The organism is Polaribacter filamentus, assembly GCF_002943715.1.
GTDB lineage: Bacteria > Bacteroidota > Bacteroidia > Flavobacteriales > Flavobacteriaceae > Polaribacter > Polaribacter filamentus.
This window is the reverse complement of the sequence record NZ_MQUA01000014.1, coordinates 427,403-443,961: the sequence shown is the minus strand read 5'-3', so window position 1 is coordinate 443,961 and position 16,559 is coordinate 427,403. Positions and strand designations below refer to the sequence as shown.

The 16,559-nt window shown below is 31.5% G+C and carries 12 protein-coding genes; 4 read left to right on the top strand and 8 right to left on the bottom strand.

The annotated features are described in order from the left end of the window. Positions 1 to 12: 12 nt before the first annotated feature. From BST83_RS18675 to BST83_RS18650, 6 genes are all read right to left on the bottom strand, one after another. Positions 13 to 4,062: a T9SS type A sorting domain-containing protein gene (locus tag BST83_RS18675; protein ID WP_146092207.1), complete on the bottom strand. Its 4,050-nt coding sequence runs from the start codon at positions 4,060 to 4,062 to the stop codon at positions 13 to 15. After that, positions 3,957 to 5,480 (bottom strand): reprolysin-like metallopeptidase, encoded by a 1,524-nt coding sequence (locus tag BST83_RS18670; RefSeq protein ID WP_104811232.1) that lies wholly within the window; start codon positions 5,478 to 5,480, stop codon positions 3,957 to 3,959. The genes BST83_RS18675 and BST83_RS18670 overlap by 106 nt, the downstream gene beginning before the upstream one ends. 307 nt (positions 5,481 to 5,787) lie before the next feature. Then, positions 5,788 to 6,126 (bottom strand): Lcl C-terminal domain-containing protein, encoded by a 339-nt coding sequence (locus BST83_RS18665; protein ID WP_170062829.1) that lies wholly within the window; start codon positions 6,124 to 6,126, stop codon positions 5,788 to 5,790. 175 nt (positions 6,127 to 6,301) lie between these two features. Then, the gene (locus BST83_RS18660; RefSeq protein WP_104811230.1) at positions 6,302 to 6,694 is read right to left on the bottom strand and encodes an Lcl C-terminal domain-containing protein; all 393 of its coding nucleotides are present in this window, start codon (positions 6,692 to 6,694) and stop codon (positions 6,302 to 6,304) included. 133 nt (positions 6,695 to 6,827) lie between these two features. Continuing rightward, positions 6,828 to 7,166 carry an Lcl C-terminal domain-containing protein gene (locus BST83_RS18655; protein WP_170062828.1) on the bottom strand — a complete coding sequence of 113 codons (339 nt, stop codon included), beginning with the start codon at positions 7,164 to 7,166 and terminating at the stop codon, positions 6,828 to 6,830. A gap of 102 nt (positions 7,167 to 7,268) precedes the next feature. Then, entirely contained in the window at positions 7,269 to 8,309 is a 1,041-nt protein-coding gene (locus BST83_RS18650; protein ID WP_104811228.1) for a DUF3078 domain-containing protein, read from the bottom strand. A 557-nt stretch (positions 8,310 to 8,866) separates the two neighbouring features. Between BST83_RS18650 and BST83_RS18645 the strand changes: the two genes are divergently transcribed. Together BST83_RS18645 and era are read left to right on the top strand one after the other, a co-directional pair. Beyond that, the gene (locus BST83_RS18645) at positions 8,867 to 9,610 is read left to right on the top strand and encodes a helix-turn-helix domain-containing protein (RefSeq protein ID WP_170062826.1); all 744 of its coding nucleotides are present in this window, start codon (positions 8,867 to 8,869) and stop codon (positions 9,608 to 9,610) included. Between the two features lie 495 nt (positions 9,611 to 10,105). After that, on the top strand, positions 10,106 to 10,990 hold the full coding sequence (era, locus tag BST83_RS18640) for a GTPase Era (RefSeq protein ID WP_104811226.1): 885 nt from the start codon (positions 10,106 to 10,108) through the stop codon (positions 10,988 to 10,990). Between the two features lie 47 nt (positions 10,991 to 11,037). Here the strand turns inward: era and BST83_RS18635 are convergent, their stop codons facing one another. Beyond that, a complete protein-coding gene (locus BST83_RS18635) occupies positions 11,038 to 11,325 on the bottom strand; it encodes a hypothetical protein (protein ID WP_104811225.1) in 288 nt (95 codons plus the stop codon). 81 nt (positions 11,326 to 11,406) lie between these two features. Between BST83_RS18635 and der the strand changes: the two genes are divergently transcribed. Then, complete coding sequence (gene der, locus BST83_RS18630; RefSeq protein WP_104811224.1) at positions 11,407 to 12,717, top strand: ribosome biogenesis GTPase Der; 1,311 nt, start codon at positions 11,407 to 11,409, stop codon at positions 12,715 to 12,717. Between the two features lie 77 nt (positions 12,718 to 12,794). Continuing rightward, on the top strand, positions 12,795 to 15,182 hold the full coding sequence (locus BST83_RS18625) for a GAF domain-containing protein (RefSeq protein ID WP_104811223.1): 2,388 nt from the start codon (positions 12,795 to 12,797) through the stop codon (positions 15,180 to 15,182). A gap of 2 nt (positions 15,183 to 15,184) precedes the next feature. On the opposite strand, the gene BST83_RS18620 is transcribed toward BST83_RS18625, so the two are convergent. Beyond that, on the bottom strand, positions 15,185 to 16,396 hold the full coding sequence (locus BST83_RS18620) for a Pycsar system effector family protein (protein ID WP_104811222.1): 1,212 nt from the start codon (positions 16,394 to 16,396) through the stop codon (positions 15,185 to 15,187). Between the last annotated feature and the right edge of the window lie 163 nt (positions 16,397 to 16,559).

Below are 16,559 nucleotides of genomic sequence, written 5' to 3'. Positions count from 1 at the left end.
ACAGAACCCTTTTTACTCCTTAACAATTTTATAAGTTACAGAAGCTTCGTCTGTATTTACTCTTAATAAATACATACCAGATTGCAGATTTGAAATATTAATTTCATTCAGGTTTTCTTTAACCTCTAGTAGACGTTTTCCAAGTATAGAATACACTTCTATAGATTTTAATTTAGAAACATCACCTTGTATATTTAGGACACCTTTAGTTGGATTTGGATAAAACAGAATGCTATTTGCTAATTCAAATTCATTATTAGAAAGTGTTGATTCAGAAATAGGATCTATCCAAACAAGACCAAGTCCATATTTTTCTCCATCGAATACTTGATATTCAAAATAATCACTTGTAGCATCTGCATCACTTGTATAGAGAACTCTACTAAAATCAGGGATCAACTCACCCGTTATTATTTCCTTTCCCTCCATAGTTTTCAAACTTCCATTATTTGGTGCTTTTGAAATAAAATAGGTAATCTGAACATTCTCAGGATCATTACCGTACAAGTTTAAACTTTCAGAAACTTCTTGAAAAGCTTCTCTTATCAAAATATCTTTTGGTTTAGGAGCAAAATTAACATCTTCAATTTCTACTTCAAAATCACTAATTAATTTATACGCCATTACTGCAGATTCTCTTTTATCGGACAGGGGTTTGAAACCATTCCACAGAACTGTCCCGTCTGAACTTAAGGCTACTGAACTACCAGCTTTAGGATAAGCTGCAGAGCCGATTTTACCGCTATTGTTTGTTAGGTTGATTCTTGACCATAAGTCATTTTGTTTATTATATTTATAAACAAGTGTAAAAGTTTCTAAATTATTAATTCCATTGGAATCCCGTGTTGGAGCGCCAACACTAAGAATATCACCAGAACCATCAATAGATACTGAATGACCGAACATTAAGTTCACATAATCACTTTCTAATCTACCATCTAATGTTTGTCCTTTTAACTCCCAGTCATTTTTGCTTTCATTAAATGAATATACAGAGACATAGCCAGCTATACCTGGTTGTTGCACTGTTTCTAACTCGTAGTCTGCACCAATAGCGATTACGTTTCCAGCATTGTTTATAGAAATTGACTTTCCAAATCTATCCATAGTTTCTTTACCACGTATTGATTTTCCTTTTTGAATCCAAGAAATGCCATTATATTTAAAAATTTTAACATATCCAGGCTTATTATAACGACTATTTTCAAGTAGTTCAGAAATTGCTATAACATCTCCAACTGCATTTAGGGATATAGAAGATCCTAAAAGCCCGTATGTTAATTCTCCCTCAAATTTATCCCCTAATAAATTCCATTGATTATTATTCTGGTCAAATTGATGCACTTCCGCAACACCCTGACCAAAATCGGTGAATCCTATTCTAGGGTTACTAATCGCTAATATAGAACCATCGGCATTCAAATCCAATTTTAAATCAACGAGTGAGCCACCACCTTCAAAGGTCAAAGTTTGGCCTATTTGCTCCCAAGTATTTGATGTTTCATTATATTGGTAAGTTCTAAGGTAATCAATATTACCTTGACTATATCCGGTTACTTTATTAGTTGCTACTGCAAGTATTTTACCATCATCACTAAGCGCAATGTAGCCCCCAAATTGATCCAAGGCATTATCACCAAATATTTGATTACCTAATTGCCTGTAAATACCCGTTTGTGAGTCCCGTTTATAAACGATAACATGCCCTTCAAAAACTAAAGGATTAATGGAAGGGTCCAGACCAGAAGAAGTAGCTACAATGCTTCCATTTCCACTAATAGCTATACTTTGAGCAACAGGGTGTCCATGCATAACTCCTTCTAGCATAAAACCTGGTTTCGTATCCGTTTTATAAGCTGCAAAAACTTTTACATTTATCGAATTTGTAGTTTCAGAGCGTCCATCATCTGCAGAATAAGAAAAAGTATCTAAACCAATGTATCCTTGATTGGGTGTGTATAAGACCTTTCCGTTCACATAGGATGCTGTCCCGTTTGTTGGTGGAGTTAGATTAATAGTTGCAATATCACTTAAATAAAAATATACAATGTCCAAACCTACTTCTAATTCTGTATTAACTGGGGTTGCAGCATAAGCTGGTAAAGCTTTTGGAGTTTTGTATCCCGCTATATTATTAACCACAATAATTGCTGGTCTACTGTCATTTGTTTGATCATTTACACTAAAATAAAAATAATCTACCCCTAAGAAGTCTTCAGATTCAGTGCTTTGATAAATAATGGTAGTATCGCTAATGACTTCATTAAGCATTAAAATAGCATTATCTACACTATTTAATAAATTACCATGCTCTGGCAAGCGTGTTATTTTAACACTAAACCCAGAGATAGCCTCCTTGTTTTGATTGGTTGCTAATAAATTAATTGACCTATTTTCCGCACCAAAAACCGTTTTTGTTTCAGAAATAGCCAAGGGTACATAATAATTATTACTTGCTTTTATTTTTAAACCAAAATCTTTTATATAAATACCTTGAGCATTAGTTGCATTGGTAACAGTCAAGACCCAATCTCCTTTGATGCTTTTACTATTAAAGACTGATAATGCTTGTTCTGGTAAATAAGAAATGTTTATAATATCAGCGGAAACTAAAGGAACCTCATCGGTTTCATCATCGGCTAAAGCATTTAGCTCCTCTGTATTATTATCTGAAGCTAAGCCGTTTGATAGATTTATTTCGGTGCCATCTGGACCTTTCAATTTTAAAGTTAAACCACCATTTTGGGTACCTGTAAAAGAGGTGAATACATTAACATCTAAAAGGGGTACGTCATCTTCTATCGTAATGAAATAGCTTGATGATCCATTAGGAATTTCTATTTGGTTTAAATGCGAAATTAAAGAAAATTCTTGTTCATAAGCTTGTACAGTAGTAAAACTAAAAGCCGCACTAAACGTGTTTTCTGAACAAGTATTTACACCAGACACGCGCCAGTAATAGGTGGTGTTTGCATCTAAATTGATAGGTGTATAATTAGTATTAAAAGTATAAGTATCTATGAGTGTTGTTGCAAATGAAACGTCTTTAGAGACTTGCACTCGGTACTTTGTTGCATTGGTATTGGCCACCCAAGTTAATATAGGGTTTAACGACACATTCTGTGAAGTGTCTGCAGGGGTAACGAGTGTGGTAATAGCAGTATTACTGTTTAAAATAATAACTTGTATTTGTTTTGTTACCGTTTTAGAAGCTGCTGTGGCAATAATATCTATAGCGTATGTGCCTGCAGTTAATGTTGCATCTGCTTGAAAATCAATATCAATATCTGTATCAGATGCAGACACACTGTTTTGACTTAAGGTTGCGGTTAACCCTGCAGGTAAACCTGCAATGCTTAATGCGCTGGTTTCTGAAAATCCAGCAGCGGTTTGGTATTGGAATGCTGTGCTAAAACTTTGCGGAGTTAAATCACAATTATTGAGTTCTAAATTTAAGTTTTCAAAAAATAATACGATATCTGAGGGTATTATGCTAAATGACCCTTCGTTGATTGCAAAGAAAATTTTGTTTACAGGGTGTATTTTTATGCGGGCGTCTGTAGTATTAATATTTGGGAAACCCACTGTTTCTGAACCATCATTAAGTACATTTTTTGCTAGGGTTATAGGAAACGTTAAGCCTCCATCTGTAGATAATAGAATGTCTACAAATTGAGCATTAATAGGCGCTAAATTGGTATTACCCACCCCCCAGGTTACCGTCGTTATCTCACCAGCTGTTACATTTTGCGCCGCTAGATTGGAGGTGATTTTAAAAGGCTGTGTATTTTTTACAACTACAACACTGGTACTATCTAAATATACCCCTTTTGTAAAATTGGGATCACGAACCGTTAATCCAAAACTTAAGGTTCTAGGGATTAAAGGTAGAGTCTCATAAAAACCAATTTTTTGAGCATCTTGATTGTACCCAATATAACTATCAAAATTATTTGTTAACTCACCATCAAGAATGGTTTGCAATGAAGGAAAATATCGTATTCTATTGTTTGACGGTACGGTAGAACTAAACAGTGGGCCAGAGACCATTTGTGGCCCCAAAAACTCATATTGTTAGTTAATCCATAATCTAACTGTTCCCAGTTGTAATTGTACGATGGATCTGCACCAGTTTCGGGAACTTCCAGATAAAATGGAGTGCCTTTTGGGATATAGTAAGTCTCCGTTAAGTCTGAAATAGAAATTTGGTTGGTATACGCAATTACACTTCCTAATGAAACATCCCAAGGATTTAAATAAAAATGATTTAGTATTTGATTGATGGAATAAAAATGATAATAAAAATGATCTGGACCATAACTCATTATAGTTCTCCCTGCAGAAGGTTCTACCTGACTAAAAGTATAATCTGGTTCAAAGGAAAACGTATGAGTAGCCCCTAAATTATGACCTGCTTCATGTAAAAATAATTTGACAAAGCCAGGATTACTGGCTACATCAGGTTGCGACCAATAGTTCCAAGCCGAGCCTTTTTCTGGGGTACCAACATTACCAATGCCATAAGCATTACCAATACCATAAGCACTATCACCGTCTTCATCGCGGGCAATGAATAAATGACCCAAATCATAAGCATCAAAAGGTATTCTTGCATCGATGACTTCTTGGGTGGTTTTATTTAAATAGATGCTTCTAGTACTAACTCCCTGTTCCTCAATGTCATAAGGATCATTCGTTTTATCTATAAAGATGAGCTGATCATTATCAGCAATAAGCTGGAAAACGATACCTAGGTCTTCTTCAAGAACACTATTAGCAGCATTAACGGTATTGTTAATTGCTATCAAGGCGGCTTCAACAGTACCTCCAACAAGTTCTGTATATTCTCCTGGAGCGACTACAGCCAGTCGTAAAGTGCGTAAATCTGATGCGTTATTTTTGGCTGTTTTAGCATTACTATTTTTTGAAGTAAGCGACTTTGTTGACTTTTTTAATTGGCTTAATTCTGAAGAACAATTAAACTCTTCTATTTTATTTTTAGATGCTACAGAGTTAAAACTAATATACTGATTTCCTGAAAGTTTTATAACGGATACAGCTCCTTCATTGCTATGGCTCATCATTAAGGCTGACAAACCATTATTAGACATTGTAAAGGAAATGATTAGGCTTTTATTTGACACAGCAAAACCTCTAAATGATTTTATAGAAGCATATTTAGCTGCTAAAGCAGGAGCCATATTTGACTTTTCTTGAACCTGAAACTTTATAAGTACACCTTCTTGATTTGGAAAATAAACTACACTTGTTTTGCTGCCAGCATTTAAATTATTTTTAAACGCTTGTTCATCGAGTTGATAAACAGCATAGCTATTTTCTTTAATATTCTTTTTATCAAGTACTTGTTTGGATAAACTTGTATTATCTTTTGTCCAATAACTATTTTGAGCTGTTTTTTGAGCTGTTAGCAGGCTACACGTTAAAATTGCAACAAGAAGAAGAGTCTGTTTTAATTTCATTTGAAATATGTCTTTTGTATTTTTTGATTAACTTAACAAAAGTCAAATTTTTTAAGACATTATCAAAATGTAAAGAGCAAAATACTGTGCTTTTGATACAAATTTATCATATTTCACACACATTACACGGTATTTCTTTTAAACAAAAGTGTAAGTAGTTTTAAAAAGTGCTATATCAAACAAATTTATTCCATTTGAGGTATGTTATTTTCTTTTTATCCAATCCCTTTATATCATTTGACCTATTATTCCATATCGTTGAGGAACTAGTCTTTTTAAAAAAGCACACCCATTATCGAAGAGACTTTTAATCTTTATCCCTAACGGCACGAACAAAAAATGCGTAGAACTTATAGTAGTTGGTGGTCTGAACACCATTCTCAAAATTCTGTTGCCACGGGCTGTCCTTCTTGCCCACCGTAGAACTCCAATAACTACCACTACCCGGATAATTAAAACCACCAATTATAGTCTGGTTTTTATATATCGTATTCAATTCTTCTGCAGTTGGTAGCCTCCAACCATCGCCAAGTGCAGTGCATGCATCTGTGGCCTTATACCAAGTCAAAGTTGTAGGAAAATCCTTTTGAGCAACTAAAAGATTCCCTATTGTAATAGGTGTTCCTATTATATTAGATTGCCCCATCCCCAGATAACAGACAAATAACATTGGAATTAGTAATAATTGTTTCATATTTATTTATTTTAATTTTAGAACATTCTACATTTTTATGAACGCCTTTTATATCATTTGATCTATTATTCCGTATCGTTGAGGAACTAGTCTTTTGAAAAAAGCACGCCCATTCTTGAAGGGACTTTTAATCTTTATCCCTAACGGCACGAACCCCGAAGCTTAAGTTAGTGTTCTGCTGAAGCACTTGTCCATTTGCGGTGAAATCACGAGTAGCCGCTGGTTTGTGTTTCCCTTGCCTCGTACTACTCCAATACACAGTTCTTTTACAGCCAATTATTTCCCGGTTGGTATATAAAACGTTCAATTCATCTACAGTTGGTAGTCTCCAACCATCGCCAAGTGCAGCACATGCGCGTCCCGAATCGAACCAATTAATCTCATTTTCAAAATCGAGTTGAGCAACTTCAATTGAACCTATTGTAAAAGGTGTACCTATTATGTCGATGTCTTCAGGTGCTTCTTGCCCCATCCCTAGATAACAGACAAATAACATTGGAATTAGTAATAATTGTTTCATATTTATTTATTTATTTTAATTTTAGAACATTCTACATTCTTATGAACACCTTTTATATCATTTGATCTATTATTCCGTATCGCTGAGGAACTAGTTTTTTTTTAAAAAAGCACACCCATTCTTGAAGGGACTTTTAATCTTTATCCCTAACGGCACGAACAAAAAATGCGTAGAACTTATAGTAGTTGGTGGTCTGAACACCATTCTCAAAATTCTGTTGCCACGGACTGTCCTTCTTGCCCACCGTAGAACTCCAATAACTACCACTACCCGGATAATTAAAACCACCAATTATAGTCTGGTTTTTATATATCGTATTCAATTCTTCTGCAGTTGGTAGTCTCCAACCATCGCCAAGTGCAGTACATGCATCTGTGGCCTTATACCAAGTCAAAGTTGTAGGAAAATCCTTTTGAGCAACTAAAAGATTTCCTATTGTAATAGGTGTTCCTATTATACTAGATTGCCCCATCCCCAGATAACAGAAAAATAACATTGGAATTAGTAATAATTGTTTCATATTTATTTATTTATTTTAATTTTAGAATATTCTTAATTTTTGTGAAACCCTTTTTTATTTATTACTTCTTTTTTTTAAATTATAATTAATGTTAAGCGATAAAAATAAAATATTTGAAAATTTAACCTTACTCTGAGTATAAACTAAAGTAGTACCGGTATAATTTGTAACTAAATCTTGCGAAACAGGTACATTATGATCATTATCATAATTCATTACCAAGATATATTTAAGAGAGATCCATTTATTAAGATCTATATTTATCGTATTGTTAGAGGAAAAATCAATTGCACCAAAATCATTAAGATAATTAGAGAAAAATAATACTTCACTTGAAAGGGTGAAATTCTTTATAATTTGTAAACCGTGTATCCCCAAAGCTAAAAAAGTTCCCATTTCATGTTGTACTCTTTTTCCTTCATCTAATCCATAATAGGTCGGATCTACATTCTTATCTAGCACTAGCGTATGTTTGCCTGATAATGGGGAGTATGTGACATGTATGCCCTTATCATTATTATATCCATATGTTACCCCTTCAGTTATAATAGCTGGTGAAAAAAAATTGGAGATACGAGATTTATCATCAATGCTTCCAGTTGAAGTGCCAGGAGCAGATTGTGTGCGAAGATCTAATAAAAACCCAAAATGATATTTTTTAGTATGATCAATTTCAAGTCTATAAGCATAAAGTAGGTTGTCATTATCTATCTGAAATTGATCTTTACCATGTTTTGATATGCTTAAAGTGTGATGAAACGAGTGAATTTGATTCATTTTATTTTTATGGTATTCTATCTTATAAGTTGTATTCTCAATAATATTTAAATTGCTTTTTTTCAAGCTCTTTCCAAAAACAAAATTAAAAGTCCCTCCCAAAGATAAATGTCCCGAACGAGTCCATGGACTTAAAGTATCAGCTAAACCAATAAAGCTAGAGCCACTTGCAGTAGCATCTGAAGTTGTGGTTAAGCTTGCTACTGAATTGACAGAGGCATTGCTTCCTGCAAATAAAACACTACCAGGTAACGTTGTTATTGCTGCTCCAGAACCTACATACAGATCGTGAGACCATGTAACATTAGTAAGTAACATGCAAAACATTAAATAGATAGTTTTATTCACAAAAAATTCTAATTAATTTTCAAAAATAAAAACAAAACAACTAAATATATGTTTCGAAAGAGTTAAGTTAACCCAAAAAAAACTAATTAAGTCCAAAAAAAACTAATAAGTCCAAATAAAAAATAATGAGAACAAATAAAAAAACTATATTTGAGTAAAAATATAAAATGGGAAATCAAACTATACATGTTACTATAGGAATACTCACTATCTTAATTTGCTTTTTATTGATTAAACGGAACTACCAAAATAAATTCCATTTAGATTATATAATCATTCACACCTTTTTATTACTAGTATCCTCTTTAATATACAAAGGAATAAAATCGTATGATATTGGAACAAGCTTTTTCGACTTGATCCATATTTTACATATTGGGTCATTTATTTATCTAACACTGCATGTAGAATCTGCCATAAAGGGACATAAAACAAAAATATCTCTTCTTTTTTGCATTCCAATAGTATTATATATGCTAATCATGATTTTAAATTATTATGGGATTTATATATTAAACTATAATACTGTGAAATCAGATATCTTATTACTTAAAATAGACAACCCGATATTCTTTAGTGATAAAATACTTATAAAGTCTATAGGGGTTATTCCTATATTTGTATACCTTTTTAGACTATGCTTTAAGCATATCCATTTTTCTAATACAATTAAAAAAAAACGACTATATGAAATTTGGATTTATGGTTATCTCTTTATTTTAGTTGAAACAATATTAATTACAAATTGCTATTACTTCAATATTACAAATCCTGTTTTTGACAACACTATTGCATTAATTATTCGAATTAATGCAATGGTGTCTGTTATTTTCTTCTTATCCAATCCCTTTATTTTAAAATACTTACCACTTATTAAAAAAATCAATATTATTGAAGAAAAAATTCATGTAGACACTTTTTCTAGGGTCGAAAATTTATTTAAAAATGAAAAAGCATATTTAAAAAAGAGAATCACAATTGAAGAAGTTGTGGACCGTATTGGCACTAATAAAAAAAAGGTGCAAAAAGCAATCTTTGCGAACTCTCAATTAAATTTTAATGATTTTGTAAACTCATACAGAATAGATAGATCTATTCAGCTTATTAATAGCAACTATCTAATTAAGAAAAATTTAAAATCATTATCCGTTGAATCTGGATTTAATTCACATCAAACATTTTATAGAGCTTTTAAAAAAAATAAAGGATGTACACCAACAGAATATTGGAAAGATTTTAGAAATTCTAAAATTAGCGGAGAGAAAACGTGACGGTATCAATTAAAAAAGATTTTATAAATGCAAATATTAAGGTTCTGCCGCATCTAAGTTAAGCAAAACTTAAATCTTATATATATACTCCAAAAAGATTTTCAAAGGTCACTGCTTCCCTAAATCAATTATAGTACAAGCAGTGTATTTTAAGTTAAGATTTAGTCTTAGCTATAAAAACGTAGAAGAACTTCTATCTATAAGAGCCGTAAAAATGGATCATGCTACTATTCAATGGTGCGTATTTAAGTTCACACCCATTGTTGAACAACAATTCAGGAAAAGGAAGAAATCAGTTGGTAAAAGATGGAATTATAATGAAACCAACTGATTGATGATTTTGCACCAGTGGAGACATTATTGTTTATAATATAGGTTTTGAGAGAGGAAGATATTTTTTAGTTAAACAATTAGCCAAACTTTTTTTTATTTTTTTTAATCATTTTTTAATCATCTAAAATCTAATCAACTACAAAATCTATTTATCTTTGCTGCATGACACATAAAGCTGGTTTTGTAAATATTATAGGAAATCCTAACGTAGGTAAATCAACATTAATGAATGCTTTGGTAGGTGAAAAACTATCTATCATTACTCCTAAAGCACAAACTACAAGACATCGTATTCTAGGTATAGTCAATGAAGAAGACTATCAAATTGTTTTTTCGGATACTCCAGGAATCATTCAACCTGCCTATGAATTGCAAGCATCAATGATGGATTTTGTAAAATCTGCCTTAGATGACGCCGATGTATTAATTTATATGGTAGAAGTTGGTGAAAAGGAATTAAAAAACGAAGCTTTCTTTAATAAGATTATTAGCAGTAAGATACCTGTTATTTTATTATTAAATAAAATTGATAAATCTACTCAAGGTGAAGTTGAAGAGAAAGTTGAATATTGGAAAATTAAAGTCCCTAATGCGGATGTATTTGTTATTTCTGCTTTAGAAAAATTTAATATAACTGCTGTATTCGAGAAAATTAAAGAACTATTGCCAGAAGGTGCTCCTTTTTATCCTAAAGACCAATTAACCGATAAGCCTGAACGTTTTTTTGTTAATGAAAAGATTAGAGAGAAAATCTTAATGCACTACAAAAAAGAGATTCCTTATTCTGTAGAAGTAGAAACTGAAAGTTTTATTGAAGAAGAAACGATCGTAAGAATACGATCAATTATAATGGTTGAAAGAGAAACTCAAAAAGGAATTATCATCGGTCATAAAGGGTCTGCATTAAAAAGAGTTGGCGCCGAAGCTAGAAAGGATTTAGAACAATTTTTTGAGAAAAAAGTATTTATTGAGTTGTATGTAAAAGTAAATAAAAACTGGAGAAGTGATAAAAGTCAATTAAAACGCTTTGGTTATAATCAGGGCTAGACTAGCTTAAAAAAACGATATTATATATAAAAACAATTTTATCTTATTTAAAAAACAATTTTTGAAGTTCCGAAGTTTACTTCTCTACTTACTACTCTTAATAACAAAACACATGCTTTTAACTTCACGTTAAAGTGTTCTTCCTTCTTAGAAATAGAGATAAATACATATCCGTCAACAATATTTCCTAAAAAAGAACAGCATTCTTTTTTAAATTCATTAGAAAATTTTGCAAGTATTTTATCGAAATTTTCATCTAAATCTATCGTAAACCTAGGTCTTAAAAAGATTTCATTATTTCTAGTTTCAATTAAAATAGTCAATTCTTCATCCATAAAAACCTATTTTATAACTGTTTAAATTTACGATAATTTTTAATTTAGTAAATCGTACCTTTGCAAAAAATTTCAATTCAAATGAATAGCATTGTTGCCATTGTAGGAAGACCAAATGTAGGAAAGTCAACACTTTTTAATAGACTGGTTCAAAGAAGAGAAGCTATTGTAGATTCTGTTAGCGGAGTTACAAGAGACAGACATTATGGAAAATCTGATTGGAATGGAAAAGATTTTTCTGTTATTGATACAGGTGGATATTCCATTGGTTCAGATGATATTTTTGAAGAAGAAATTAGAAAACAAGTAAAACTTGCTATTGAAGAAGCAGATTTAATTGTTTTTGTAGTAAATGTAGAAGACGGTATTACACCTATGGATGCTGAAGTTGCAAAACTTTTACGCAAGGTTAAAAAACCAATTTTCACTGTGGTAAATAAAGTTGATAATGCAATGCGTGAGCCTGATGCTGTAGAATTTTACAATCTTGGTTTGGGCGAATATTTTACAATTGCATCAATTAATGGAAGCGGAACAGGAGATTTATTAGACGCTTTAGTTGCAGAAATGCCAGAGCCTGAACCTATTGATATAGAAAAAGAAGCACTCCCAAGATTTGCGGTGGTTGGGAGACCAAATGCAGGAAAATCATCTTTTATCAATGCTTTAATTGGTGAAGAAAGAAATATAGTAACAGACATTGCCGGTACAACAAGAGATTCTATCGACACAAAATATAACCGTTTTGGTTTCGACTTTAATTTAGTGGATACGGCAGGAATCAGAAAAAAATCGAGAGTAAAAGAAGATTTAGAATTCTATTCTGTAATGCGTGCCGTTCGCACCATTGAGTATTCTGATGTTGTTATTTTAGTTGTAGATGCAACTCGCGGCTTTGAAGGTCAAGATCAAAGTATATTTTGGTTAGCAGAAAAAAACAGAAAGGGTGTTGTAATCCTAATTAATAAATGGGATTTAGTTGAAAAAGAAACCAATACCACGCGAGATTTCGAAGCGATGGTTAGGAAACAAATACAACCTTTTACAGATGTGCCCATTATATTTACCTCTGTTTTGACTAAGCAACGAATTTTTAAAGCAATTGAGACGGCTGTTGAAGTTTTTCAAAACAGAAAAACTAAAATTTCTACAAGTAAATTTAATGATACAATGTTGGAGATTGTAAAAACATATCCACCGCCCGCAACAAAAGGAAAATATGTGAAGATTAAATATTGTATGCAATTGCCTACTTTAACGCCACAATTTGCTTTTTTCTGTAATTTACCGCAATATGTAAGAGATCCTTACAGACGTTTTGTAGAAAATAAATTACGTGAAATTTACAACTTTTCTGGAGTGCCAATTACCATTTATTTTAGACAGAAATAGGTTTTATTTGAAAGGATTTTGAATCAATTGCGTCTACAAGATTAGTTTACGTAAATTTGCATCTACAATTCCATAGAATGAAAATCATAGTACCTAATTCCGTTTTAGACAAAGAGCTTCCGTTACAATTAAATATTTCTTTTCAGAAAGTTTTTGTGTTGTTCCAAAAATACACAGATACTGAATATGCGCATCATCCATATCATGGAGCAGCAAAGGAAATGGTACGTATTTTTGAAAAACATCCTGAATTAAATACTGGTTTTTCTGATTATTCTTTATTAGAAAAATACAAAGAACAAATAAATTTATTATTAGACCCTTTGTTTCCAGAACCCTTGCAATTAAACGAAATAAAAGCAGCAAGTATTCCTTTTTCATTTACTTCTTTTAAATTTACAAAACGTTTTGAAAACATTATTAATAATGCTGGTGAAGACTTCGAGTTAAACGTTCGTAATTTTGAAGATGACGGCATGTACATTATGGCCTGTACATTTATTTTAAGTTCTGTTTATGGTTATAAAGTTGACGTAAAAAGACCTTTTTACTTTGATATTCCTGATAAAACAACAGGAACCATGAAATATTACAGAGCCAACTTTAATGCCGATTTCTCTGAAATAACACCAACAGAAAATGCCCCAAAACTAACCCAAGAAGATTTTAAAGAGCTTCTAGATAATTTCGATAATATTGACTTATGGAGAGAAAAATTACCGCCTAACAGTTATCTTTTTAAAGGTTTTGGCCTCATCAGTTTATTTGACGTTACTGCAGAAGAAATGATTTCTTCTATTAAAGAAAATTTATTGGCTGGAGGCGAAAAACTACTTTCAAAACTAGAAAATAACCTAAGAAATTTTTATGGCATAAAAGATTTAAAATTAGGCTACTCTATTTTCGACAACACAAACTCGAAAATTTACGGAACTCTTGTGAAAAAATCAAACAGTATTATTTTAGCAGATAGCTTAGAGATAATTTGTGACGATAGCTATTTCTGTAATGGCATTTTAGAAAAAATTTTTAAAAATCATGAAACTTTTGTGATTTCTGACTTAGAGCAATACGGCTCAGCAACAAGTAAGAATCCTTTTTACAAGAACCTTCAAAAAAATAAAATTCAGAGTATAATTATAATTCCTATTGAAGCGACTGCAAAAGGTGATTTAGCATTGTTAGAAATTGCCTCTCCAAGAGCTTACGAGTTAAACTCTGTAAACATCAATAAATTAAAAGATATTATTCCTGTTTTTGAAGCCGCTGTTAAAAGAACATCAGAAGAACACCAGAATATCTTAGAAGCAACAATTCAAGAACATTACACATCAATTCATAGCGCCGTAAAATGGCGTTTTTATCAAGCTGCAGAAAAATATCATATAGATTCTCAAAGTGATGAAAACGCAAAGTTAGACGAAATTATCTTTCATGACGTGTACCCTTTATTTGGTCAAAGCGACATAAAAGGTTCATCAGAAGCAAGAAATATTGCTATAAAAGAAGACTTAACAACCCAATTAACCTTGGCTATTACGGTACTTAAGGAGGCGTGTAAATATGAAGCTTTACCAATTTATAATGAACTCAAGTTTCGAGTTTCGGCTTATTTAGCTGATGTAAAAAAAGGTTTAGATGCGGGTGATGAACTAACAATTTTAGACTTTTTAAAGCGCGAAATTTATCCGATTTTTAATCATATAAAAACAATTAACACAGCACTCTCTGAGCAAGTTTCAATTTATATGGAACGCCTAGACAGTGACTTAGGTGTCGTTTACGAAAAAAGAAAAGAGTATGAAAATAGTGTAAATCTCTTAAATAATAAACTTTCTAAATTTATAGATAAAAAGCAAATTCAAGCACAAGAAATGTATCCTCATTATTTTGAAAGATACAAAACAGATGGCATAGAATACAACATGTATATTGGGGAATCTCTTACCAAAGAAGATACTTTTGATGATATTTATTTATACAATTTACGCTTATGGCAATTGCAAGTGATGTGTGAAATGGAAAATGTTGCTTTTTCTGAACGTAAAAATATGATTGCAGATTTACGAGTTGCCTCCTTAATTTTAGTTCACAGCAATCCGATGGCTATTAAATTTAGGATGGATGAAAAACAATTTGATGTTGATGGCGCTTATAACATTAGGTACGAGATCATTAAAAAAAGGATAGACAAAGCTAATATAAAAGGCACAGATGAACGATTAACGGCTACTGGAAAAATTGCTATTGTATATTCTCAAGAAAAAGATGCTTTAGAATATTTAAAATACATTTCTTATTTGCAATCTAAAAACCAATTAGGCAAAGTTGAAAGTTTAGAACTAGAGGATTTACAAGGGGTATCTGGTTTAAAAGCGTTGAGAATAGAAGTTGTTTATCAAAAAGATTTTGATGCCAAAAACACGATTACTTTCAATGATTTAATAAAAGAAATTGAGGCTTAATTTTATAAAAAACTCCCTGTTTCCTTTATTTTAAATGCAATCGCAAACGCAAGGACACTTACAATGATCCCAATCATAAAAACGGTATAGGTAATTCTTAATATTTTGTATTTTCTGTTTAAAACCAATCCTAAAAAATATAAATCTTTGGTTAAAGAACTATATAAATAGTCTCTGTCTTGCATCATTTCTGTAATTCCCCATTCAAAATCATCTAATTTCATTTGATGAAAATTTCCAAAAAATAAAAGATTTACCTTTTTATTTGCAACATCTTCTTTTGTAAACTTACCCTCAGTAACATTTGGTCTTGTTGCTAAAATTGACAATATAATAGAAGCAACAGTAAAAATAATAAAAACCACTGAAGGTGCGATTAAATAATGATTAGATGGATTATCTAATACTGGCAACAAGGTAGATAGCGCTAAAGAAATAATAATTGCATTTACAGAAAGTAAAATATTTGCCTTTGTATCTGCAATATTACTTAAAGTCATGTGGTTTTTTAAGGCAACTCTAAACATCGTTTCCACGCCTCTTTCAGGAACTACGTTTTTATTTTTTTTAATCTTTAACGCCTCCTTTTTCTGATCAAACTTTTTATTTTCTTGCTTAATTTTCTTTAAATCTTTTAATAAAGATGCTATATTTTTACTTTTAATTTTAGACCAATTTTTAAGAGCAAAATCAGTATAATAGCGATGTTTTTGGGTTAAAAACTCAAGGTTTATCGCTGTCCATTCTGCATCAGAATGTATCTTATTTTCAGCAATTTCCCACTCTTTTCTTAATAACGATGTTTTATCCTCAAAGTTTTTGCTTCCTAAATGTGCACAATCTGCATCAATAATTATTTTTTCTAAATCGTTTGCAGGCTGATGACCAATTTTTGTGGCTAAAATTAGCGCAGAAATTACTTCTATTCTTTTAGCTTCAATAGTATTTTGAGTTAAAAATTGAGTAAAAATTAGTACACTTTCTTCCTCGTGATTTGTGGCCCCTTTTATAAAACCAGTGTCATGAAACCAAGTTGCTAGTTGCAAATTTTCAGAAGAAATTTCATCAACTTTTAAATTTTCTGCAAGCTCAATTACTTTTTCTACGACACTTTGTGTATGCACTAAATTATGATACACATAAATACTCGCTAGCTTTTTATTTAATAAATCAATAACAAATTTTTCTGCATTATTTAGTAATGTCGCTGTCATAAAAAAATTTAACAACAAAAATAAGCATTTAAAACTTACTTTTATTCCTTGCTGTATTGTCGTAATTTTATAAATTGTTAAAAGGAAGATTCCACAAAATTATTCTGTAAGTTTATGGTCTATTTTTCGACTACTTTGAAAACAAATTACTTTAATTAGATAA